The sequence below is a fragment of the Rapidithrix thailandica genome (assembly GCF_039710355.1).
Lineage (GTDB): Bacteria > Bacteroidota > Bacteroidia > Cytophagales > Flammeovirgaceae > Rapidithrix > Rapidithrix thailandica.
In genome coordinates, this window is sequence record NZ_JBDKWZ010000001.1 from 741,219 (window position 1) to 764,338 (window position 23,120).

18 protein-coding genes are annotated in these 23,120 nt (G+C 42.9%); 10 read left to right on the forward strand and 8 right to left on the reverse strand.

The features are described 5' to 3' along the window. Positions 1 to 28 precede the first annotated feature (28 nt). The 5 genes from AAG747_RS02755 to kduI all read left to right on the forward strand — a co-directional run bounded on the left by AAG747_RS02755 (position 29) and on the right by kduI (position 8,014). Positions 29 to 2,767 carry a hypothetical protein gene (locus AAG747_RS02755; RefSeq protein ID WP_346819593.1) on the forward strand — a complete coding sequence of 913 codons (2,739 nt, stop codon included), beginning with the start codon at positions 29 to 31 and terminating at the stop codon, positions 2,765 to 2,767. A 155-nt stretch (positions 2,768 to 2,922) separates the two neighbouring features. Next, positions 2,923 to 4,422 carry a sodium:solute symporter gene (locus AAG747_RS02760; RefSeq protein ID WP_346819594.1) on the forward strand — a complete coding sequence of 500 codons (1,500 nt, stop codon included), beginning with the start codon at positions 2,923 to 2,925 and terminating at the stop codon, positions 4,420 to 4,422. Between the two features lie 111 nt (positions 4,423 to 4,533). Next, on the forward strand, positions 4,534 to 5,727 hold the full coding sequence (locus AAG747_RS02765; protein WP_346819595.1) for a LacI family DNA-binding transcriptional regulator: 1,194 nt from the start codon (positions 4,534 to 4,536) through the stop codon (positions 5,725 to 5,727). Between the two features lie 171 nt (positions 5,728 to 5,898). After that, positions 5,899 to 7,125: a glycoside hydrolase family 88 protein gene (locus tag AAG747_RS02770; protein WP_346819596.1), complete on the forward strand. Its 1,227-nt coding sequence runs from the start codon at positions 5,899 to 5,901 to the stop codon at positions 7,123 to 7,125. 46 nt (positions 7,126 to 7,171) lie between these two features. Next, positions 7,172 to 8,014, forward strand: a complete 843-nt coding sequence (kduI, locus tag AAG747_RS02775; RefSeq protein ID WP_346819597.1) for a 5-dehydro-4-deoxy-D-glucuronate isomerase — start codon at positions 7,172 to 7,174, stop codon at positions 8,012 to 8,014. Positions 8,015 to 8,021: 7 nt separating this feature from the next. On the opposite strand, the gene AAG747_RS02780 is transcribed toward kduI, so the two are convergent. After that, a complete protein-coding gene (locus AAG747_RS02780; protein ID WP_346819598.1) occupies positions 8,022 to 8,147 on the reverse strand; it encodes a hypothetical protein in 126 nt (41 codons plus the stop codon). Between AAG747_RS02780 and AAG747_RS02785 the strand changes: the two genes are divergently transcribed. Beyond that, the gene (locus AAG747_RS02785) at positions 8,146 to 8,937 is read left to right on the forward strand and encodes a gluconate 5-dehydrogenase (RefSeq protein ID WP_346819599.1); all 792 of its coding nucleotides are present in this window, start codon (positions 8,146 to 8,148) and stop codon (positions 8,935 to 8,937) included. The genes AAG747_RS02780 and AAG747_RS02785 overlap by 2 nt on opposite strands. Before the next feature lie 113 nt (positions 8,938 to 9,050). After that, positions 9,051 to 10,340 carry a DUF4861 domain-containing protein gene (locus AAG747_RS02790; RefSeq protein ID WP_346819600.1) on the forward strand — a complete coding sequence of 430 codons (1,290 nt, stop codon included), beginning with the start codon at positions 9,051 to 9,053 and terminating at the stop codon, positions 10,338 to 10,340. A 76-nt stretch (positions 10,341 to 10,416) separates the two neighbouring features. Here AAG747_RS02790 and AAG747_RS02795 read toward each other — a convergent pair whose 3' ends face one another. Continuing rightward, positions 10,417 to 12,456, reverse strand: coding sequence for a BatA domain-containing protein (locus AAG747_RS02795; protein WP_346819601.1), 2,040 nt, complete (start codon positions 12,454 to 12,456; stop codon positions 10,417 to 10,419). A 277-nt stretch (positions 12,457 to 12,733) separates the two neighbouring features. Continuing rightward, on the reverse strand, positions 12,734 to 15,328 hold the full coding sequence (locus AAG747_RS02800; protein ID WP_346819602.1) for a M14 metallopeptidase family protein: 2,595 nt from the start codon (positions 15,326 to 15,328) through the stop codon (positions 12,734 to 12,736). Positions 15,329 to 15,712: 384 nt separating this feature from the next. Here AAG747_RS02800 and AAG747_RS02805 point away from each other — a divergent pair, with 384 nt between their 5' ends. Beyond that, the gene (locus tag AAG747_RS02805; protein WP_346819603.1) at positions 15,713 to 16,366 is read left to right on the forward strand and encodes an OmpH/Skp family outer membrane protein; all 654 of its coding nucleotides are present in this window, start codon (positions 15,713 to 15,715) and stop codon (positions 16,364 to 16,366) included. A 183-nt stretch (positions 16,367 to 16,549) separates the two neighbouring features. Here AAG747_RS02805 and AAG747_RS02810 read toward each other — a convergent pair whose 3' ends face one another. From AAG747_RS02810 to AAG747_RS02825, 4 genes are all read right to left on the reverse strand, one after another. Further along, positions 16,550 to 17,197: a DUF4097 family beta strand repeat-containing protein gene (locus AAG747_RS02810; protein ID WP_346819604.1), complete on the reverse strand. Its 648-nt coding sequence runs from the start codon at positions 17,195 to 17,197 to the stop codon at positions 16,550 to 16,552. A 40-nt stretch (positions 17,198 to 17,237) separates the two neighbouring features. Then, positions 17,238 to 18,020 carry a DUF4097 family beta strand repeat-containing protein gene (locus tag AAG747_RS02815; protein WP_346819605.1) on the reverse strand — a complete coding sequence of 261 codons (783 nt, stop codon included), beginning with the start codon at positions 18,018 to 18,020 and terminating at the stop codon, positions 17,238 to 17,240. A gap of 77 nt (positions 18,021 to 18,097) precedes the next feature. Then, a complete protein-coding gene (locus AAG747_RS02820; RefSeq protein WP_346819606.1) occupies positions 18,098 to 18,877 on the reverse strand; it encodes a HEAT repeat domain-containing protein in 780 nt (259 codons plus the stop codon). A gap of 3 nt (positions 18,878 to 18,880) precedes the next feature. Then, positions 18,881 to 19,420 (reverse strand): RNA polymerase sigma factor, encoded by a 540-nt coding sequence (locus AAG747_RS02825; RefSeq protein WP_346819607.1) that lies wholly within the window; start codon positions 19,418 to 19,420, stop codon positions 18,881 to 18,883. Between the two features lie 615 nt (positions 19,421 to 20,035). Between AAG747_RS02825 and AAG747_RS02830 the strand changes: the two genes are divergently transcribed. Both AAG747_RS02830 and AAG747_RS02835 read left to right on the forward strand, forming a co-directional pair. Then, positions 20,036 to 21,361, forward strand: coding sequence for a hypothetical protein (locus AAG747_RS02830; RefSeq protein ID WP_346819608.1), 1,326 nt, complete (start codon positions 20,036 to 20,038; stop codon positions 21,359 to 21,361). 111 nt (positions 21,362 to 21,472) lie between these two features. Next, a complete protein-coding gene (locus tag AAG747_RS02835) occupies positions 21,473 to 22,294 on the forward strand; it encodes a hypothetical protein (protein WP_346819609.1) in 822 nt (273 codons plus the stop codon). A gap of 407 nt (positions 22,295 to 22,701) precedes the next feature. On the opposite strand, the gene AAG747_RS02840 is transcribed toward AAG747_RS02835, so the two are convergent. Next, positions 22,702 to 23,097, reverse strand: coding sequence for a BlaI/MecI/CopY family transcriptional regulator (locus tag AAG747_RS02840; protein ID WP_346819610.1), 396 nt, complete (start codon positions 23,095 to 23,097; stop codon positions 22,702 to 22,704). Positions 23,098 to 23,120 lie beyond the last annotated feature (23 nt).

Consider the following 23,120-nt stretch of genomic DNA (forward strand, 5'->3'; position numbering starts at 1 on the left):
ATAAAGGATCTATTGACAACATGATCAAATGAACTTATTAAAAAGTATCTATATACGACAAACTCACTTCAAAAGCTTCCGCGAGTTTTTTGATTTTCATAGGGAATATTTCCAGTGCCTGGGGTTGAGCATGCTGGTGTATCTTACCGTTTATACCGGGACCTTTTTGTATCAAGTGAGCCAACAGGTAACTCCCTGGAAGCTGATTCCTTCCAATGCCGTACTTGCCGTAGAAGTAAATGAGCCCAAGCTTTTGCAACAGGCTTCTTTAAAGGATTGGGTCGCAAGTTTACAAAAAGAATTTCCTTGGCCGGATCTGCAACAACAACAGTGGAGGTTTTTGCGACAAGTAGTAGCTGATTTTCCCAGTTTGCAGTTTGTGGCCATGAAGCAACCTTTGATGGCCTCTTTACACCCTACTGCCAAAAAAAAATACGAGGCTTTGTGGTTTCTGCCTTTGGATTTACACGGCCGGTCGGCCTTTTTTGCTTTTTCCGTAGGCTTAATAAAGCAAAGTCCGAAGTACCGTTTGACTCAACGGATGTATCATGCTATGAAGATTTGGGAACTGAAAAAGAAGGGGAGCCCGGAGCGTTTGTCGATCATGATGTATAAAAACCAATGCATTGTCAGCTTTAATGCCTTGTTGATAGAAGAAGTGGTTCGGACCATAGAGCAAGGAGAATATGCTCCTTTCTACGAAATCCGGAATACTGAAACGACCCCGGAAAGTTTAGCGCATCTGTATATCAATCACCAAAGGATTCCTGCTCTGATGGCAGCTTACGTAGAGGGAAAAAGCTCCCGGGAATTTGAAAATTATTTTCCCAAAGGAGTGAGTTGCTTGGCTTTGTGTGTGGATAGTTTGCACTATCAGTTAACCGGACGGTACTTTCCCCATTCGGAAGAAGACCTGGGTCTGTTTAATTTGGAACCGGGCGTTCATCAAAAACAAAATATTTTGCCGGACTTAAGCAGGGCCAATCTTACCACACTGAATTTTAATATAAAATCTTTTGAACCTTTAACAGAGCACTTGGAGGAAAAAGAACAGTTTGAGTTTTTTGACCGGGAAGATTTTTGGGAATATGTGGAGGGCCGGTTTAACTATGCGATATTAGGAAACAAAATTGGGCAAGCTCAGGAAAAAGTACTTTGCTTCAGGGTGAAAAATGCCAAAAAGATGAAGCGTTTGCTAAAAGGTTTGAAAGAGCATTATCAAAAAAAGGATTTGGAAAAAGCAGAGGGGGAAACTGTCTCTAAAACAGGGATTTTTGTCCCTGAAAAAGATTTTCCGGTGTACTTATTGGGCTCTTTGTTCCAAGGTTTCGAAAATAGCTATTTGTTGGCAAATGATTCTTTGTTATGGTTGAGCAATAGCCCTCAGGCACTCAGCCGGATGAAAAGCCTGCAAACGTTACAATTAAGTACTCAAGGTACTGATACGGCATTAGCCACTTTGTCTTTCCGCTTGGATCTGAAGAAATCCTGGCAGACGTTGACAGAACAACTCTCCCCCCAATGGCAACACTACCTAAGCAAGCACAAGTTGTTTTTCTTTCGTTTTACAGCACTTTCCATGCAATTGAACACCTTGGGTGAGGAAGAAAGTGAGGTGGCTTGGAGCCTGCATTTTAACCCTGACAAACAACCTTTGAAAAATATTCCTTTGAAAGTGGAAAAAGAGGTGTTGCTCCCTGTGCGTGCGGTATCGCGCCCCTATTTGTTTAAAAGCCATGTCGATAGGTCTACTGAAGTGCTCTTGGCAGATGCATATAACCGCGTGTTGTTTTTGGATAAAAAAGGAGAAGTGTTATGGAAATATCCTTTGGGAGGCCGCTTGGCCTCGGAGATCTATCAAATTGACCGGTACAATAACAGGAAGTGGCAATTTTTACTGGCGACTGAGCGCAAGATCATTTTGATCGATCGCAAAGGGCGGGTGGTGAAGAATTTCCCGATTGCGTTGGAACCCTATCTTGAAACGCATCAACTGTCCCATCTGATGACTGGAGATGACAACGATTTGTTTATGGTAAGCGACTTGGGAGGGAATGCCTGCTTGTACAGCCAATACGGCACCTTGCAAAAAGGTTGGAATCCCCGAAGGTTGCTTGAGCCGTTGGTTGCCCCTGCTACGATGGTTCCGGTGGGAAAATATCATTATATCCTTACCCTGACTCAAAACGGGACGGTGAATGTCATGGACCGGATGGGTAAATCCCTGAGTGGATTTCCGGTGATGCTCAATCGCTTGGTGTCGGACGATTACGCAGTTTCGATCGGACCGGATAAAGAGCACACTTCGGTGAATTTGCTTACCGTTGACGGAGAGTTAATTCAGGTCAATCTGAATGGCAAAGTGGTGGAGCGTAACGATTTGTATTCTCCAGGAAGTCTGCATTTTGCACTTTGTAAAGAGGAAGTACGCCAACGGGAGTGGTTAATCGCCCAATTCCAGGCCAAAAAAATAACCTTATTGGATGCTCAAGGTAAAGAGGTTTTTCAAAAAAGCTTTGCCAATGCAAATCCCAGACGAGTCCAATATTTTAACTTTAATGTAGAGTATAGGATGGTAGCGGTGACGGATGAGGTTACCCGGCAAACGGACATTTACTATCTCAACGGAGCCAAATATAATCAAGAGTCCATACCGAGTGAACATGATATTTCCATGGAGTTTGTCACTCAGAAAAATAAATTACTGATCTATGCGCTGCATGGCAGAAATCTAAGAATATTTTCTTATAATCAGGATAGGGAATAAATTCGCGGTAAGATCGGATTGAGGGAAAGCCGATGTGGGAACCGGAAGGGCCATAGAGCCAGGTAAAATGTAATGGGGCAGGAGAAGGAAGAGTGTAATGGATGAATGAGAAGCCTCTATAGTTAAAGTATGATGTTCAAATTCTAAAAAATATTATGGGTGCGCAGTTAGTGTTTTTTGTTATAGTAACTTACTTTATTCTCGTTTTTTTAATTTCATTTTTCACTGCCAGAGGGGCTACGACCAATACCTTTTTTAATGCTGACAAAGGCTCCCCTTGGTACATTGTCGCTTTTGGGATGATTGGAGCAACCCTCTCCGGAGTCACGTTTATTTCAGTGCCGGGCTGGGTAGGCGAAAGTGGCTTTAGTTATTTTCAAATGGTATTGGGCTATGTAGTAGGATATGCGGTGATTGCTACGGTATTGCTCCCGCTGTATTACAAACTGAACCTGATTTCCATTTACTCTTATTTGGAAAAACGCTTTGGCTTTTGGTCCTATAAAACGGGGGCCTTCTTCTTTTTGATTTCCCGGACCATCGGGGCGGCATTTCGCTTGTTTCTCATTGCGGGGGTATTGCAAATCTTCCTGTTCAATGAGTTGGGAATCAGTTTTGGCTTTACCGTATTGATCACAATCGCTTTGATATGGCTGTATACGTTTCGTGGAGGTATTAATACCATCGTATGGACAGATACTCTGCAAACGGCTTTTATGCTCAGTGCCGTGGGGCTGACCATCTATATTATCATTCAAGACTTGGGCGTGGATTTCAATCAGGCCATGGTGATGATTCAGGATAGCAATTATGCCAAAGTGTTTTTCTGGGAAATAGGAGATAAAAAATACTTCTTCAAACAGTTTTTGGGTGGCGCATTTATCGCCATTGTAATGACCGGACTGGATCAGGATATGATGCAAAAAAACCTGACCTGCCGCAATCTCAACGATGCCCAAAAGAACATGTATTGGTTCAGTTTTGCCTTGGTCATTACCAAAGTTTGCTTTCTGGCTTTAGGGGCGCTGTTGTTTATGTATGCAACCAAAAATGGAATTGCCCTTCCGGAAAACGGAGACGATCTGTACCCGATGATTGCCAAATCGCATTTGGGAATGATGGCTGGAGTAGTCTTTTTATTAGGAGTAATTGCCGCTGCCTATTCCAGTGCCGATTCCGCACTTACCTCTTTAACGACATCCTTTTGTATTGACTTTTTGGACTTTGATAAAATTAAAACCGGAGAAGCAAAAAAACGCATGAGACGGATTCAGGTGCATTTGATGTTTTCCGTTCTCCTGTTCTTGTTGATTATGTTGTTTAAAGCCATCAACAATGACAGCGTCATTGATCAGGTGTTTACGGTGGCCAGTTATACGTATGGGCCTTTGTTGGGGCTGTTTTCTTTTGGCTTGTTCACCAACTGGAAAATCAAAGATTTGTATGTGCCTTATGTTTGTGCCGTATCCCCGGTGATCTGTTATTTATTAAACTTCTTTTCGGAAAGCCTTTTTGGGGAAGGCTTTCAATTTGGCTATGAACTGTTGATTATCAACGGTGCCCTGACCTTTATCGGTTTGGCTTTATTGATTAAAAAAGAAAAGCCCTCCAAAGCAGAAGTGGTCATCAGTGAAACCGGGGCCCGCGGAGCGTAAGGCTCAAATTTAGCTGTTAAAAAGAGGCTGTCTGAAAAGTCGATATATAGCCATTAGGGTTTACACAAAAATTACTGATTATATATCAAGTATTTGTGATTTAGAACCTTTGTGGCATTTTATACTCTGACCAAACAGGTGCTGATCAATCTATTTTACAAAGGCAAGGGTAGGATTTGTTTGCATTTTTATGGCATCCTTAATATCTTTTTGCTTTTCAAAATACAATCGATTGTATATTTACAAACTTTCTTTTATCTTTGGAAAGAAGAATACAATCGCATGGGAAAAAAACAAACCACCATACACGACATTGCCAAAGAACTTAAGCTGAATGCTTCTACAGTTTCCAGGGCATTAAACGATGATTCCAGGGTCAAAAAAGAAACTAAAGAATTGGTAAAACAGACTGCCAAACAGTTGAATTACCAACCGAATACAATGGCTTCGGGGCTGCGGAAAGGCAGAAGTAACACACTGGGAGTGGTGATCCCCCGGATCAACCGGCATTTTTTTTCCAACGTGATCTATGGGATTGAGGCCGTCACCAACAAAGCGGGCTATCATGTGATTATCTGCCAGACAGACGAGTCTTATGAAAAGGAAGTGGAAGGGATCGAAACGCTGTTGAGTGCCCGGGTAGATGGCATCTTGTTATCTGTCAGTAAACAAACCAAAGACAGTGAACATCTGAAAAAAATCGTGGACCAAGGCATCCATTTGTTACTGTTCGACCGGGTGTTTGAAGAATTGGAAGTGAGCCAGGTAGTATTGGACGATTTTGCCGGAAGTTTTGAGGCTGTTGAGCATTTAGTGGCTCAAGGTTGCCGGAAAATTGCGCACCTGGGAGGGCCGGATTATTTGAATATATACCGGAATCGTAGAAAGGGGTATCTGGCGGCCTTGGAAAAGCACGGCCTGGAAGTAAAAGAAGAGTGGGTGCTTGAAGATGCCTTAACCAAAGTCCGGGGCAGGGAAGTGATACGAGAACTAATGCAATCAGAAGACAAACCGGATGCCTTGTTTTGTGCCAGTGATTTTTCGGCCTTGGGAGCCATCTTGCAATTGAAAGAAATGCAAGTGAAAATTCCGGAAGAGGTGGCGGTAGTAGGCTTTGCCAATGAGCCTTATACGGATATTATGTGTCCTACACTTACCTCCGTAGAGCAATACAGTGTGCAAATGGGAAAGTATGTGGCCGAGCTTTTTATTGAAGAAATTCAATCCAAACAGAAACAAGTGAAGCCGCAGAAAATCATCGTTTCTCCGAAATTGATGATCCGGGAATCTTCTTTGAAAAAGTAGCCTACAGGCTGATAGAGGAGGCACTGTAAGGTGCAAAGCAAGTTTAGAGTTTTTTATTTTCAGATTTCTAAATCAGTTTTCTTTGTCAAAAAAAAGACAATCGATTGTATTTATAAGAATGATCTATTATCCTAACTCAATACTTTTTGATTGATACCTACTATGTTGAAAATGAACAAATACTTTTTGGGAATGTTAGCCGGCCTCTGTTTATGGGGATGTGGCTCAACTTCAAAGCAGCAGGAAAATGCCGGTCAAGAGCAAGCAAACACAGTAACTTTTTCACAGGCCCAAGTGAAAGAGGCACTGGATTTCAGCGTGCAACAATATTTGGGGATGGCCAAGCACTTGCCCGATAGTATAATGCCCCGTACCACCAATACGAAAGACGGCAGTTTAAGAACAAGTGGCACCTCATGGTGGACCAGTGGTTTTTACCCTGGTACCTTATGGTATTTATACGAAGCTTCGGGAAATGAACAAATCAAACAGGAAGCAATTAAAAGAACGGCTTACATTGAAAAAGAAAAGCATAACAAAGGGACCCATGATTTAGGGTTTATGCTTTACTGTAGCTTTGGCAATGGCTATCGTCTCACGGATAATGAAGCGTACAAAGAGATTATGATTACCGGAGCCAATTCGTTGAGTACCCGTTTTGACGAAACGGTAGGTTGTATCAAGTCCTGGGATCATGGCAAATGGAAATTTCCGGTGATTATTGATAACATGATGAACCTGGAATTTTTATTCTGGGCTACCAAAGCTACCGGAGATTCTTCTTATTATCACACTGCAGTAAAACACGCAGACACAACGCTCAAAAATCACTTTCGGGCTGATCACAGTTCCTATCATGTCATCGATTACGATCCGGAAACCGGAGAAGTCGTCCAAAAGAAAACTCACCAAGGGTTTAGCGATGAGTCGGCTTGGGCCCGGGGGCAAATGTGGGGCTTGTACGGTTACATCTTGTGCTACCGGGAAACGCAACAACCGCGTTACCTGGATCAAGCGATCCATATTGCCGAATTTGTATTGAACCATCCTAATTTGCCGGAAGACTTGGTGCCGTATTGGGATTTTAATGCTGTGGATATTCCGAAGGCAAGCCGGGACGTTTCGGCCGGATCGCTTTTGTGTTCTGCGCTTTTGGAATTGAGCCAATATGTAGATACGGATAAAAAAACCAAATATTTGGAGGCAGCCGAACAACTGCTGATTTCACTCTCTTCCGATAAATACCGTGCAAAGCTGGGTGAGAACAATCATTTTCTGTTGAAATACAGTGTTGGGAGTATGCCGCACAACAGTGAGGTGGACGTACCTTTAACCTACGCAGACTACTACTATATCGAAGCCTTGTTGCGCTTTCAGGAATTAAGCCGCAAAAGCTAAGGGGCATTTTAGAAGCTAAATTTTAACATCAAAAATAATAATCGTTATGTCTATCAGGTATGAAGAAAGATTTGCAGCTCACCCGGAAGATGCAAAACAGTATGGTACGGAGCGTTTGAGAAGGGATTTTTTAATAGAGAATCTCATGCAGGCTGATCAAATCAATTTGGTGTATACACATTATGACCGGTTTATCGCAGGGGGTGCCGTACCGGTACAGACTTCCTTACACCTCAAATCCATCGACCCGTTGAAAGCGGAGTATTTTCTGGAAAGAAGAGAAATGGGAATCATCAATGTAGGAGGAAAAGGCATTGTCAAAGCCGATGGCGAAGTGTACGAATTGGAGTACAAAGAAGCATTGTATTTGGGCCGGGGTACCCGGGAAGTGACTTTCGAAAGTGCGAATGCTGCCCAGCCCGCTCACCTGTATATTAACTCAGCACCTGCACATACTGCTTATCCCAGTAAGAAAATTACTTTGGCTGATGCGGAAGTTGTGGAGTTGGGTTCTTTGGAAACGTCCAATGCCCGGGTGATTAATAAATTGATCGTCAATAGTGTAGTGAAGACGTGCCAACTACAAATGGGAATGACGGCTCTGCAACCGGGAAGTGTTTGGAATACGATGCCTGCACACACCCATACCCGTAGGATGGAAGTGTATTTTTATTTCGAAGTGCCGGAAGGACAGGCTGTTTGCCATTATATGGGACAACCACAAGAGACGCGACACATCTGGATGAAAGACCGAGAAGCAGTAATTTCTCCTTCCTGGTCAATCCACTCAGGAGCCGGTACCAGCAACTACACCTTTATCTGGGGGATGGCCGGAGAAAACCTGGACTATGGAGATATGGATGTGGCCCAACCACAAGATTTGAAGTAATCTTCAGTCAAAGCCCTCCGGTGTGGAATTTCACCACCGGAGGGCTGTATTGACTTTTAAAGAGAGGCCAGACGACTTGTTTTTTCGCTTTCGTATCGGAAGTGTCTTCATTAAAAAAAATAAAATTCACCATGTCATTATCTTTATTCGATTTAAAAAATAAAATAGCGCTGATTACCGGAGGAACCCATGGCTTGGGGATGGCTATGGCCAAAGGGCTGGGTAAAGCCGGGGCGACTTTGGTCATCAACGGGCATACACCTGAAAAAATGGAGAAAGCGCTGGCTGAATACAAGGCAGAGGGCCTGACGGCTTACGGCTATTTGTTTGATGTCACGAAAGAGGAAGAAGTAAAACAGCAGTTAGCAATAATTGAAAACGAAGTCGGGGCCATTGATATTTTGGTGAATAATGCCGGGATCATCAAACGGACTCCCTTGGTCGAAATGGAGGTGGCGGATTTCGAACAAGTCTTGAAAGTGGACCTGACCGCTCCGTTTATTATGGCGAAGCATGTCGTTAAGGGTATGATAGAGAGAAAGGCCGGTAAGATTATCAACATATGTTCGATGATGAGTGAACTGGGCCGGAATACGGTAGGGGCTTATGCTGCGGCCAAAGGAGGTTTGAAAATGCTTACGCAAAATATGGCCACCGAATGGGCCAGGCATAATATCCAAATCAATGGAATAGGACCAGGCTATTTTGCGACTAGCCAAACGGCTCCTATCCGGGTAGAAGGTCATCCGTTCAACGATTTTATCGTCAACCGTACGCCTGCGGGCAAATGGGGCGAGCCGGGAGAATTGGCCGGTGCCGCAATCTTTCTGGCATCCGAGGCATCTAACTTCGTCAATGGACATATCCTGTATGTAGACGGAGGAATTTTGGCGACCATCGGAAAACCTTCCAACGAGGAGTAAAAGCAAAAAAGCGATGAACTCAGGACCAAGCGGTCCCATCCGTTAGGGCGTATTTGACAAAGCCCCAAAGGATGATGGTAAAAAATTTCATTCTGATAAAGCTTTCTATGATTATGAAAAATGTTAATCTCCGGTTTTCTTTTTACAAAAGTTGTGCGTTGATGGGCCTCGTCATAGCCGCATGTAGCCCTCAGCAAAAACAGGAGTCCTCCGAAGAGGTGCTCACTATTCAATTGGAGAATACCTTGTCCATTGCCCGGCCGGATGAGCCATTGGTTTTTACCAAAGAGCAAATGGAACAATGGGCAGGGAAATCGACCGAAGGATATCCGGTATTTATCACTACCCAAGGAGATACGTTACCCAGTCAAACGGATGATGTAAACAGCGATGGCCAATGGGATGAGGCCGCATTGGTGTATTCCTTCCGGCCTCAGGAAAAAGTAAGTTTGCAATTGGGCTTTGTCAAAGCGGATCAATTTCCGGAATTCCCGGCACGGACCAATGTACGTTTAGGGGTGAGTCGTAACCGGGATGGTAATTATGCGGATGCCCAGCAGGAAGTAAGAGACCCGGAACATCAGCCACAGTCACAACCGCCTTTGTACCAAATGGAAGGCCCGGCCTGGGAAAATGATAAAGTAGCCTTCCGCTCCTATTTCGATAAGCGGAATGGCAAAGATATTTTCGGAAAACAGCGTCCTGAACTGGTGATGGACAAAGTGGGGATTGAAGGGAATTATCATGAACTGAACGATTGGGGAATGGATGTGTTAAAGGTGGGTGGTTCTTTGGGTTCCGGAGCTTTGGCAATGATGGATCAGGAAGGGCAGTTGGTACGCTTGGGCGAAACGGATGCCGCGTCTTTTAAAGTGATTGCCGAGGGACCTGCCAGAGCAATCATGACCTTGAATTATGAAGGTTGGGATGTGGATGGCCAAAAGTTGAACTTGACCGAAACCATTACCATCTGGGCAGGACAATACTGGACGCAGAGTGATGTCGCCATTGAAGGTGTGGAAGGAGAAAAAACATTGGTGACAGGGATTGTGAATAAATACAGCGATGAGGCGATTAGCCAAACTGTAGCAGATTATTCGGTACTGGCTACACATGCTCAGCAAAGTGAAAATAAAGATATTTTGGGTATGGGACTATTGGTGGCCAAGCAGTTCTACACGGGTGAAGGAGAGACGTTGAAAGAAGGAGATGGGGTAACCGAAACCTATTTTACCCAACTCAAAATAGCAGAAGGTAAGCCGGCCACTTTTTATTTTGTATCTGCCTGGGAACGCTCAAATCCTGTTTTTGCCGAGAAAGAAGGCTTTGTAAAATTGTTACAAGAATACGCCACACGACTGAGCCGTCCGGTGAAAGTAACTCAAGCAAAAGCAACTTTGTAAATAATCAAAAATATATATCAAAAAAGGACCCTGGTATGATACTGCCAGGGTCCTTTTTTATACTTTAACTGTTTTTTTAACTCTTCCAGAAACGGATAATCAACACTTCCATCAACAAAAACAACAATGCCATCACCAGAAAATGACGCCAAAGGAAAGTGGCTATATTTTTCTCTTTAAATTCGGTCACCAGGTCATCGGCTTCAATGCCGTCAAACACCTGTACATTCTTTTTATGCGCAAAGAGCTCTTTCAATTCGTCGATGGAATAATGGTCTAAGTCGGATTCCTGATGATCGTAGTTAAATGCGACTTTCCCTTTCTTTTCATTGCTTTTGGTCAATACGAGGTCATAGGTATTGGCCTCTAATTCTGCCTTGGGAATGTTGATCATTAATTGCGATTGTATCACTCTTTGAGAGGGAATTAATTCAAAAGACCCCTCCACCAATTTAAAAATATCATTGCGGCTAATACTGTCCATGGATAATGTAGCAACGGACTCATTGAAGGAAAAAGCCAAGCGTTCGGATTTGACCTTGCTTGCCAGGGCTATTTTATACATGGTCGGCACAAACAAGGCGTGTTTGGGGAAATCGGTAAATTGCAGTGCCAGAGGAGTGGAAAATACAAATACTTCCGCTTGACTGCTGGTTTGTACCTGTCCTAAAAAGGGCAAGCCGGTTTTATATTTCAACAAGTTTTCGCTGACCGAGCTCCAGCGCAACAAAGGAAGGCCTTGAGGCATGCTCATATTTTGAGATACTCTTTCAAACACCCCTTCAAAGAAAGGGTTTTGATCGCTGGGAACCTGAATGCCTGTAAAAGCAACGCTGTCCGTTTTTTGTCCCAGCCATTCCATTCGCAAAGGCAGAGCGGCATTGTAAGAAGCCATATTGCTACGTGCTCCCGGAAATACCACCAGCGTGCTCCCTTGTTGTAAGGCTTTGTTCAAAGCTGCTTGCAAGGCTCCGTCAATATCGTTCAGGTTTTGTAAAACAATTAAATCTACGGAAGTCAATGCATTGTAATCCACAGCATCAATGCCGAAACTTTGAATTTCAAAAAACGATTCGTTGGAATACACCGGAGTGATGTAATCTTTGCCCTGGCCCCGGATGGCTACGATTTTGATTTTTGGAGCCACTTTTAAAATGAAATAATAATCGTTGTCGAAGGTGACGGGATAGTCTTCTATCGTCACGCGGCATTTTTTATCTCCACCATCTGCCACGGCAAAATTTAACTGAACTTCTTGAGAACTTCCTGCCGGAATATCCAGGGTAGAACTAGCGACTTGCTTGTCATCAATAAATAATTTCAGCAAAATATCATTGGTTTCTGTTTCCCCCGAATTCATAACCCGTACATTGACAAGGCTGTTTTCCTGCACTTTTACAAAGGGCGTTTCCAACCAAAGCGAATCGATGAATACATTGGTTTTTGCCTCTGGTTGAACAGGCAAGAGATAGATATGATTACTGGAATCCAAGGCGAGTTGCGACAAGTCTCCGATTGAGTTTTTTTGGAAATCGGATATCCAAAAGATATGGTTGGACCGGTACGCTGAGTTGTTGACCAATGCTTCTTGCTGTCTTGAATAGATATTTTCCAGTTTTTGACCGGTGTTGCTAAAGTTCAATTCGGAAAGCTTTTCCAATAAGCGGTCTTTTTCATAGAAAAAGCTCATGTTACCCGCGGAGCTGTTGTCAATCAATTGATACAAGCCGTTTTTAGGGTATAACTCAGTCAACTTTTCTACATAATTTTTCCCCATGTCAAACAACCTGCGATTATCCCGTTCATTCTGCATGCTGTAAGAGTTGTCAAAATAAACACTGACGAAGTTGCTGCTGCCCATAGAGTTTGCTTCTTTGTTGGGAATAATGGGCCGGGCAAAGGCTATTACTAAAAAGCTAATAAACAATACCCTGGCAAGCAGAATCAATAAATTCCGAAGCTTGTTGCGGGAGTTGGTCACTTCTTTTACTGTCCTTAAAAACTCGACATTGGTAAAATAGACCTTCTTTGCCCGTTGAAAGTTAAAAAAATGAATGATTATGGGGAGGGCAACCAACCCGAGGCCTAGTAAATATCCGGGAAAAAGAAAATTCATTCTCGCTGGGTTTATCGTTTCTTAGTAAAATAATAGCTCTGGAAGCATAGGGTTGTTCAGCAACAGGGATGAGTGATTAAACTTCGGTGAATTATAGATAAATATCACTCACTCCATCTTTGACGAATGGTACAGAACATGCTTTCAATCAAAAATACATATCTCCGGGGATTGTTTGTATCCGGAAAATAATAAATCTCCGGTCATTAGCATAAAAAACCTTCCGGGTTTTTACCTCCGGAAGGTTTTTTATGCTTGAGGCTCACTGTATGTCTGTTTACCGGGCCGAACGGTAATTGATTAAATTCCCAAAAAAGACCGCATTGGCAAAAAGTTTATTGGTACCCAACCAAAACGCACGGAAGTTTGGATTGTCCACCATCGAAATAATCCGGCCGCTGCCATAGGCATTGACCATGACTCCGGCAGTAGATTTGAGGGTTTCCAGGTTGTCTTTGGAAATATAGCCACTTAACAAGGGTGAATCCGTGTATTTTACCGGATTGGCATAAGGATTTTCCCGGCATTCGGCAAATAAGGTACTGTTTCGGAAAACCACCAATCGTTTGTCTCTATATCCAAAAGCCAGTGGATGAGTGGTGTCGATTTCTGTTTCGAAGATCGCTCCTCCTATTTTTTGTGCACCTTCGTTGGCCGACAAGGAGGCATAGGAATGTTCCGTTTCTTTATTTTGATTGTCTTCCTTATTGCGAAATTCTATGTCTGTTAAGCCTTGTTGGGCGGCCCATTTAGCCGCTCTTTTGGTGGCGATAAGTGTTCCTCCTTTACGTATCCAATTTTGTAGTTGGGGCAAGGGGAGGCTGCCAAAAGAACCATTGGCCAATACCATTACATTGTATGCTTCCCAATCGATTCTGTCGATTTCTTGTTGCTCTACCAATGTGACCGGCATATGGTACCGTTGGTCCAACAGGTGCCAGACTTCACCGGATTCATAGCTGGAAGCACCCTGGCCTATTACCAGCAGTACTTTGGGTTGACGTACCAAGCGAAAGGAGTTGCTACCCCAGTCCACCCCTTCTTGGGCAAGGCCTTGCGGCAACGCGTAAACGTCAAGACCGTCTTGTTTGGTGATGCTTGTTAAAACACTTTTTACGGAATCCTTGCTAACGTTTTGAATACCGATAGGAATCGCCAAAGTTCCGTACGTGAATTTCTTCCGCAGTCCTTGAATTTGTTGGATAAATTCTTTTTCCGCTACCTTCACTTTGATACCGGCTTCCAACAAACGGTTCAAGGCTCTGGGAGCGTAGTACCCGTCCCATTCAATGGCATAACCCACCAGACTGTTATCTCCAATCATTTTTCCCTTAGGAAATACCGCTTGGTTAATTTTCTCTCCAAGACTGTTTTTCGAAAAATCGCCTCCATTTACTTTTTTATAGTTGAGCCCGAATGCGAGTGGCAGGGTCCAGGTGGAGACATCGTAAAAAAGACTGTCGTTGTAGGCATGGATGGTCTCAAACATGGCTTTGATCAAGCGACTTTGAGGCTGTGCCATCGGAACGACATAGGCAGAGGATTTCTCCACGGTCTGCCCTTGGATTTCCATATCACTGGCTGCCTGATACACGTTGATCTGGTGCCTTTTTAGCATGTCAACAAAATGATACAAACGCGCTTTGTCGTGAGCATGCCCAAACACATATGCTTTTGTAGAGGCTTTTTCACTTTCTTTTTGCGCATCGGTATAAAATTCCTTTTGATAATCCAGTAATTCTTTCCGCATAGAGGCTGCGGCTTGCAAGGTAGAGAGGGAAACGGTGAATTGATTTTTGACGGCAAAAGGAAACGACAGCAGGCCATTGGTTGTTTGACGCAAATGCCCTCTTGAGCTTGCTTGTTCAAAGAGAATACCGATAGCGCCCTGTACATCCGGGTAGGTAGATCCTTTTCCATAGTAAAAATCATCGTAGCTCTCCCGGGTGAAATACAAACTGCCGATGCCATCCAGGGCTTTGGCATGAAATTCACCGATTTGCCCGGTCAGTTCCGTGTTTTGTTCCGGGGTTAAGGGGTTGGTACGGGAAGGAATGCCCGGTTGGAAGAAGAAGGTTGCATTGGAACCCATCTCATGATGATCAGTCAGAATATTGGGGCGCCATTCCTGGAATTTTTTGATTCTTGCCTGGGATTCCGGTAACTGAACCGGCAACCAGTCGCGGTTCAAGTCAAACCAATAGTGGTTTGTCCGGCCTCCGGGCCACACTTCGTTGAATTCCCGGCTGGCCGGAGACGTGACGGGGGTATAACTTTTATGCATATTCACCCAAGAGGCAAAGCGCTGGAAGCCATCGGGGTTGAGGCAAGGGTCCAAGAGAATCACCATTTTATCCAGCCATTCTTCAACTTCCGTACTTTTAGCAGCTGCCAAATGGTACAGTACCAGCAAGGAAGCATTGCCCCCACTGGCTTCGTTTCCATGTACGGAATAGCCCATCCATACCACAGCCGGCATTTCGCCTGTGGCCAATTTGCCAGAGGCTTCCGGGTCGGTGAGCGCTATATGCTCTTTGCGGATTTGTTCGATGTTTTGTTGGTTTTTGGGAGAGGTAACGGTTAAAAGCAACAAGGGCCTTTGTTCGTATGTTTTGCCGATGACTTCCAATTGTACCCGGTCCGAGCGTTCGGCCAACAAGCGCATGTAGCCAACCAGTTGGTCATGTGTCACATGCCATTCACCTACTTCATAGCCCAGGTAGGAGGCAGGGGTCGGTATGTTTGGATCGTATTCTGTGTCATCCGGTAGAATAGAAGTTACTTGAGGTTGTGCAAAGGTACTGAGTCCACAGAGCCAAAATAGTATTGCCAGACCATAGCCCTTTTTCATGAGTTGTTTCGGGTAGTTCATTGATTTTATTTTGTTTATAATCCTATGTTGCAGGAATTGTACATAGGGGGTTCCTGCTTTAACTGCTTGTGTAGTAAACACTTTTGGTAAAGGTACAGCGTATTTGAGGATCTCTCCAATTTTTGGAGGCGGAAGGTTAGAGGAATTAAAGAGGAGGAATCACTTAAGAAAGTTATTTATAGCCAGTAGTTGGTCCTCTCTTTCCATGCCGCCGTATTTATGATTTCTCAATGTAGAAAGGGTCTGAAAATACAAAGTATTCCTTAATTTTTTGAGTTATAGTCAACTTTTTATGAAGAATCTCCAATTCGATTTTTAATTTTCATTGCAAAATCTATATTTGCCGGCTAGTTGTTTAAAGTTTCTCACTAAAGAATCAAGCAAGTGAAAAATCTATCGATAGTACTGAATGTTGTATTAATCATTGCAGTTGGAATTTTATATGTATTCCAATTCAAAGGGAATGGCGCGGGCGAAAACACAGCCGGTAGCGCAGGTTCTGATAATCAATCAGTGACAGTGGCGTATGTAAATACCGACTCACTTATTATGTATTATGACTACTACGATGATATTTCTGTGGATTTTCAAAACAAAAAAGTGAAAATGCAGAAGCAATTGGAATCACGTGGAAGAAAATTGGAAAGTGAAGTAGTGAGCTTTCAAAAAAGAGCACAGGCAGGGTTGATGTCGCAAAACGATATTCGTTCTACCGAGCAAAACTTATTGCAAAAACAACAAGAGTTTGAAGTGTACCGTCAAACAGTGATGTCTGGTTTGGTAGAAGAAGAGCAAGTATTGCAAAAGCAATTGTATGAAAGAATCTACAACTTCTTGGAAGATTACAACAAAGATAAAAATTACGATGTGATCTTTAACTATGTTCAAGGTAGCGCCATTTGGTTGGCCGAAGATGCTTTGGATATTACCGATGAGGTATTGAAGGGCTTAAATGAAAATTATAAGTCTGGAAAAGACGGTGGAGACGACAGCACTGAGGAGACTGAGAAAAAAGAAGAAGCAAAAACTGAGAAATAAGTAGTTGCCTTTTTATTTCGTTTCCGGAAGAAGCCCGGAACGGATTGTAAATGTATTCTAAGATTTTAATTTGACTTTTAGTAAAAAAAGGTGGTCCAATTTGGACCACCTTTTTTCTTGTTTGTATTACTTACTTCTTCTGATGAAGGTTTCTATTTCAGGCAGAGTGCCTGTGCAAATGGGCTATTTTTGCTTCCGCAAATACACATTGCCGCTGATGGATGCTAAATTGACCGTATACTTTCCGTCCTTGAATTGCCCCTTTATTTCAAAATTTACAGGATTGTTTGCCCTGCTTTTATCGTAGTATTGTATGTCCAAGTCCGAATAGATATCCCCGGAGATGCTTTTTAAAGCCATATCGGCTCCCAAAGCGGGGTTCCAGGTAACATCGACAAACCCACTGATAGATTTGGCCCGGATGTCTTGTTGTAATCCCAAAATTTCAATATTTCCGTTTATACTCTCCACGCTTAAGAGTGCATCTTGGGGTACCATCAGTTCATAGGTAATATGCATATTTTGATGGTATTGATCATCCGCTCCTTCCGGTTTTTTATAACCGGATACGATAGATAGGCGATTTTCTTGATGCTTGAAGTCATGTACCAGCCAGTCGTTTTTCCGGCCTTCATCAATGGAAATGCGGGCGGTTAGCCGGGCTTCTTTTTTCTCCCAGCCTTTGATAAGAATTGTGTTGGCAAATTTTAGATTCAGGTTTATCTCGGAAGCCTCAGCAAGCGAAAAGGTCTTATTGATAACTTTTTCTTGGGGCAAAGAATGTTCAAGCCAACCCGACAACAGGGTTAGGAAAATTAATATTCGTAACATGGCATGTATGGGTTAGAAAGAGGAGAATAAAGAGGTTGGGTTATTTTTTCCGTAAGTAAATATCGCCACTGATGGCTTTTACATGAAGTTCTACTCCACCTCCGTTCAAGCTTGCCTTGATGGTATTATGCCCGAAGGTAAGGGGTTGTAACCCTTCGCCGTTTTTTCTTTTTTCGAATTCCAGCGATAAATCCGTAAACACTTCTCCCGAAATGGAGCTCAATTTTAAATTGGCCTTTTCCCGGCTTGGAAGTGTAATGTCCACAAAGCCACTTACTGCTGCAATTGCACTGTTTTTGGATTGGTTGAGTTCGGAAAACTTCACTACCACGTCTCCGCTGGTGGACGAAATATATAAGGGGCCGGATACATTTTCCAACGTTACATCGCCATTCAGTGTTTGTACTGCCAGTTCCCCTTCCATGTTTTTGATGTGTAAATCTTCTCCGGGTATATTTCCCTGGCCGATCGTAATATTTGCTTTGCGAGGCACTTTGAAATGGTATTGGATGGATTTGCGGGAAGCGCGGGTAATGTCTATCTGATTGCCTTTGGAAACAATGGAAAGCCCTATGCCTGAATTGTCTTCCACATTAGAGTACAAGGGTTTGAGGCCCTTGGCCCGTTCGGGTGCCGGCTCATGTCCCTCCGCTGTAATGATCAACTCTTTTCCATCGTACCCTTCGATGATCAGTTCCGAATTCAGGATATTGATGTCCAGGGTAATATCCTGAGGATTGGTAATGACCATTTTGTAGGTTTGGCCATATGTTATTTGCAGGGCTAATACCCATAGAATTCCGATTCCTAAAAACTGTTTCATATGTAGTTACATTCAAAAATTGACACGATTATAAAATAGATACAGAGGCCTCTTTATCGTATACTTTCAATTCTTTTCTAAATCAATTTGCCCAAGGCATACTGGGCTTTCAGCTCTACTTCTTTTACCAGGTTTTCTTGTTCCAGTAAGCGGTACAACTCGCCAACTGCTTTGCGTTCTTTCAAGCCTACCAGAATATCTATCAATAGAATTTGAACATTGGCATCTCGCTGAGTGCTTAAGGAGTATACCAGGGCTTCTTTGACATCGGTGCGCTTGCTATATTGAGAGAGCGCTTCTGCTGCGGCCATCCGCACCAGCGTATTTTCATCATTATTCATCATATTAATCAGAACCAGAATCACTTCCTGGTTGACATTGTCAAGCTCTTGTACCTGATTTACGGCCTGGTAGCGTTCCGATACGGATTGATGGCTGAGCATGGAAAGCATCACCAGTTCTTGTGTGGCTTTGATTTCCTCTTTGAGTCCTTGCAGTTCGCTGGAAGAGCCGGTTTGGTGTATCCAGCGCCCCAGCAATACCCCCGTGAGTAAGATGGCTACTACCGCTGCCATATTTTTCCAAAGAGGCCTTATCATCACCCATTTTGATGGGGAAGCGTTTGTCCTGTTTTTCTTTTCTTCCTCGAGTAGTTGATAAAACCCACTGCGAAGGTTTTCGGAAGGTTGTTCGGAAGCGGACTGTTTGAATTGCTCATTCAATGTCAGCAGCTCTTCCTTTTCCTCATTACATTCTGCACAGTGCTTCAAGTGTTGCTCGATCGCCAGAATCTCTTCGAGGCTGAGGTCTCCTTCCAGGTAATCTATCAGATGCTCTTTGGCCTGTGTACATTCCATCGTTTAGCGATTTTCAGTGAGAAAATAGAGTTCTCTTAATTTTTTTAAAGCCCGGTGCGCTTTCACTTTGGCGGCACTGGGAGAACATTGCAGTATTTCGGCAATCTCATCGTACTTCATGCCGTCAAACTTATGAAGAACCAATACTTCCCGGTAGTCTGCCGGTAGTTTTTGCAATGCCTTCGTCAGTGTCTCTTCCTGCTCCTTTTGAGTCATTTGTTCTACCGTATCCGCCACTTCGTCTTTGAGAACTTCCAGCGTGGTCCGGTGATTTTGGGTGGCTTTGTGAGCTTGATGATGATCGTAAAATACATTTCGTGCAATTTGATACATCCAAGCTTTAAAAGTCTTACCGGCATGGTAGGACTGCCGGTACTTGAGCAATCGCCAGAAGAGGTTTTGAGTCAGGTCATGACTGATGTCCCGCTCTCCGGTGAGCCGGACAAAGAAATTAAACAGGCGTACATGGTATTTTTCAAACAAAATTGCCGCCTTGTCCAAATCCCCGTTTTTTATTTCAGTCATTACTGCTTCGTCAGACATACGTGTGTAGTTCACTTTCCAACATTATTTAAACCCAAGTTGTGGAGTGTAACGAGTCTTTCAGCACCACTTCTTATGACTCCTGTTGCTTGAATTTTAGTAGTGAGTTAATTTTTAAATCATATTGATTACCGCAGCTTTCAAAAAAGGTTACACTGAAAAGTAAACTTTTTTGCGACAAGTGGTAAAAGTACTTTTCAGCCTCATTGTCATGGAGGGTTTGAATTGAAAATTGATAATGTAAGATGCAGTGGAAGTTTGAAAAGGTTTTCCGTCTGGTGTTTTATTGAATTGCCTGATTAAGCGATTTTTTTACAGTTTATTGTGTTTCAGGTGGATAAGTAGTCTTTAAAAAAGATGTGTACCTTTTGTAAATAAATCTTTGAAAAATAGGTATCAATCTTGTGGTGAGTTGTATTAACATAATAAATTTAAGTACTTTAGCTTATTGAGGTACTAACCGCTCGCCAATTTGGCTGGTTGGGCGGAACGAAGATGTATTTTTTAAAAGCTACTCAATAGAAAGAGGGGCTTCCTTCAGCCCAGAATTTTTTTTGCTTAAGTTTTTGTGATTTTTAGAGAAAAGAAAACGATAACTAAAACACATATTCAACAATGGATTTTCAACTCATTGACCCCATCATATTGATAGAAGCAGGAATTGTTCTGCTCATTATCATCGTACAATTAGTCGTATCGGGAAAAAACCGGGTGACGATTGCAGAGTTAAAAAACATTTTTCCCGAGTCTTATCAGTTAGCCTTGGATTTTGTTTCCACAAAACCACAAACCGCTGTAGAGAAGGAGAAAGATGAGAGTAGTAGTGCGGAACAGGATCCGGCTCATAAGGTGGCTGTGATTCGCAGAGATGGAGAGTTTAGCCAGATTTTTCAACAGATTGTAGAAGTAATCAACGATTACTTAGTCAAAAATAAAGGCGGAGCCAGCTTTCCGGCCATTCGCGAAATCACCGAGCGAAGAGCCAAATCCCTGGAAGATGCGATTGAAACCGTATTGGCCTTACCGCTGTACATGGGATTGTTGGGTACCTTCTCCGGGGTGATTATCGGTTTAATCAAAATTGCCATGGTCGGTGTGACGGATGCCGCTATTCAGTCCTTTGTAGGAGGGGTATTAGTGGGGATGCTAGCCAGTTCATTCGGTTTGTTCTTGACCATCCGGAATAACCAGACCTTTAAAAATGCGAAAAAGGTACGCGATCAGGAATTGTATGACTTTTTCAATTTCGTCAGAGCGAACTTGATTCCTCCATCTCATAAGCACTTGCCTTCGGATTTTAAATCATTGCGCTATAACCTGGCAGCCTTTAGCGATGAATTTATCACTTACCAATCACAACTCAATAATTCCTTGGTGGATACTTTGAAGCAGCTGGAAGACTTAAAGGATGTGATGCACGGAATTCGCAATCTGGAAAGTGGCATTAATCATATTGCGGATTATATCAAAGACAGTAATCATTTGATGGAAAAGCAGTCGGCCAATCTGAGTGAGATTACCCATAAAACTGCGGCATTGACTACCGAAATTACCCATAATATTGAATCGATGGATGGGAAAATGCGGGATATGATGTACGAGCAACGTATGGCCATTGCCAATATGGGAAGCGGAGGTATGACAGCCATGACAGAAACGGCCACTCAAGAGTCGGTGGTTACACAACAGGAGTCCGCCAAATTTAACCAGGCAGTGATTGAACGCCTGGAAGACCATGAAGCTGCGACTCGCCAAATCGGTACTCAATTGAATAACTTGTACAGCTTTTTGCAAAAGTCGGGGGAAGAGTCTACCAAGAAAAGTTTTTTAAACTCGGGAAGCTTCAAATTCTTTACGTTTATGGGTTCCCTGGCATCCATTCTGGCGGTGGTCGCTTTAGGTTATTATTTGATTTTTGAGGTATTTCCAACGCTATTTTAAAAACCGGGTGAGATGGAGGGTTCCCTGTTTCTTGATAAGCAGTAATCCGGATGTACTCCATTGATCAAATGCCTCATTTCCTGATCATGAATATCTAAATGAAACCAACTTATGAAACATAAATCCTCCCATATATTTTGGGCCAGTTATGCTGATTTGATGACCGCTTTATTCATTATTACATTGGTACTTTTCGTGCTGAGTTATAAGATGTTTAAAGACAAAGCCTTGGCATTTTTGGCGCAACAGGAAGAATTGGATAGCCGGACAGCCCTTCTCTCTGACCGGGAATTGGAACTGGAAGATCTGCGAGCTCATTTATTGTCGGAAAAGTTTCTGGCAGATTCCCTGGTGGATGAGTTAGAGGCAGAGCGAAGCCGGCTGTATGTATTGGAACAAGAATACCGCAAATTGATGGAAATCGAGCAGGCCATTTCCAAATTGGACCCTCAATATTTTGAATACCAAGCCCAGTACAAACGGCATATTCTGAAAACCCAAGTACAATTTGCCACCGGAAAAGCCCAGATTCAATCCCAGTACCATGAGATGTTAAAAAGTGCGGGAATGGAACTGAAAGCCTTGATCGATAGCTTGGATGTGGAGACCAATGTTAAGTATATGCTGGTGATTGAAGGAAGTGCTTCCAAAGACAGGTACGAGCGCAATTATGAATTGAGTTATGAGCGGGCTATGCAGCTGTATGAGCTTTGGAAAAAACAAGGAATAGAATTTAACCAGGACATCATTCAAGTGATCATTGCAGGGAGTGGAACCGGTGGAGTAGGCCGGGTGGTAGGAGATGAAAAGAAAAACCAGCGGTTTATCATTCAGATCATTCCGAAAGTGGGCACCATAGAATTTGCCGATTTTGAGGAGTTAAAACGCAGAACGGAAGACTTGCTGGAAGACACTACATATTTCCAAAACTAATGATTGGGCTTTATGGCCCCCCGTCCGATTAGAAAAAACAGAGGCTGCCTTAAAGGGCAGCCTTGCTGTTATAAAGCGATGAACAAGTATCAGGCGCTTGTTTATACTCTCCCGGCCTGAAGGGAATAGGAGAGCTCTCTTAACATCGGAACAAATGTAGTCAATAACTTTGTAAGTCCGCGTTAAAAAAAAGTTAAAATACCTATTATAGGCTATCATCTTTTAAAGATACAAACTTTGGTTGAGAACTAAAATGTAAAGGATAGGCTAGAAGTGTTCGATAACAATGTGTATGAATGGAAATTGTATCCTGAAGGTATTGGGTATAATTAGAAAGGAATTATTTTGAGCCAATCCCCCTTGGGAACTTGTACGCCACAGGGGGAGCGTTATCATTTTGTGACCGTTTATTTTTGCGGACTTTCTCCCTCTTTTAAATGATCTTTTACATGGTGAAGCATCTCTTCAAGTTCATGCACATCCATATTGCTGTCTTTGGCAAAAAAGGAAACAAGCTTTTCAAAAGAACCGCCAAAGTAGTTGGATAAGAAGTTCTTAAGAAAAAAACTTTGATAGTGTTTTTTCTCCACTAATGGATAGTATTCATAGGTTTTTCCATAAGCCGTATGCCCCACAAATCCTTTCGTTTCCAAAATACGGATGATCGTGGAAATGGTGTTATAAGCCGGTTTCTTTCCTTCAGCATTGAGGGGTAACTCTTTGATCACATCTTTGACAAACGCCTTTTTCAAATTCCATAATACTTGCATGACTTGCTCCTCGGCTTTGGTAAGTTCTTTCATAGTTATATTTATATTTTAACTTG

Coding starts and splice junctions, on each gene's coding strand:
- AAG747_RS02840 (WP_346819610.1), bottom strand. CDS start 23,097: ATGAAAGAACTTACCAAAGCCGAGGAGCAAGTCATGCAAGTATTATGG.
- AAG747_RS02770 (WP_346819596.1), top strand. CDS start 5,899: ATGAACAAATACTTTTTGGGAATGTTAGCCGGCCTCTGTTTATGGGGA.
- AAG747_RS02780 (WP_346819598.1), bottom strand. CDS start 8,147: ATGGTGAATTTTATTTTTTTTAATGAAGACACTTCCGATACGAAAGCG.
- AAG747_RS02790 (WP_346819600.1), top strand. CDS start 9,051: ATGAAAAATGTTAATCTCCGGTTTTCTTTTTACAAAAGTTGTGCGTTG.
- AAG747_RS02760 (WP_346819594.1), top strand. CDS start 2,923: ATGGGTGCGCAGTTAGTGTTTTTTGTTATAGTAACTTACTTTATTCTC.
- AAG747_RS02825 (WP_346819607.1), bottom strand. CDS start 19,420: ATGTCTGACGAAGCAGTAATGACTGAAATAAAAAACGGGGATTTGGAC.
- AAG747_RS02795 (WP_346819601.1), bottom strand. CDS start 12,456: ATGAATTTTCTTTTTCCCGGATATTTACTAGGCCTCGGGTTGGTTGCC.
- AAG747_RS02755 (WP_346819593.1), top strand. CDS start 29: ATGAACTTATTAAAAAGTATCTATATACGACAAACTCACTTCAAAAGC.
- AAG747_RS02815 (WP_346819605.1), bottom strand. CDS start 18,020: ATGAAACAGTTTTTAGGAATCGGAATTCTATGGGTATTAGCCCTGCAA.
- AAG747_RS02785 (WP_346819599.1), top strand. CDS start 8,146: ATGTCATTATCTTTATTCGATTTAAAAAATAAAATAGCGCTGATTACC.
- AAG747_RS02830 (WP_346819608.1), top strand. CDS start 20,036: ATGGATTTTCAACTCATTGACCCCATCATATTGATAGAAGCAGGAATT.
- AAG747_RS02810 (WP_346819604.1), bottom strand. CDS start 17,197: ATGTTACGAATATTAATTTTCCTAACCCTGTTGTCGGGTTGGCTTGAA.
- AAG747_RS02820 (WP_346819606.1), bottom strand. CDS start 18,877: ATGGAATGTACACAGGCCAAAGAGCATCTGATAGATTACCTGGAAGGA.
- AAG747_RS02835 (WP_346819609.1), top strand. CDS start 21,473: ATGAAACATAAATCCTCCCATATATTTTGGGCCAGTTATGCTGATTTG.
- kduI (WP_346819597.1), top strand. CDS start 7,172: ATGTCTATCAGGTATGAAGAAAGATTTGCAGCTCACCCGGAAGATGCA.
- AAG747_RS02800 (WP_346819602.1), bottom strand. CDS start 15,328: ATGAACTACCCGAAACAACTCATGAAAAAGGGCTATGGTCTGGCAATA.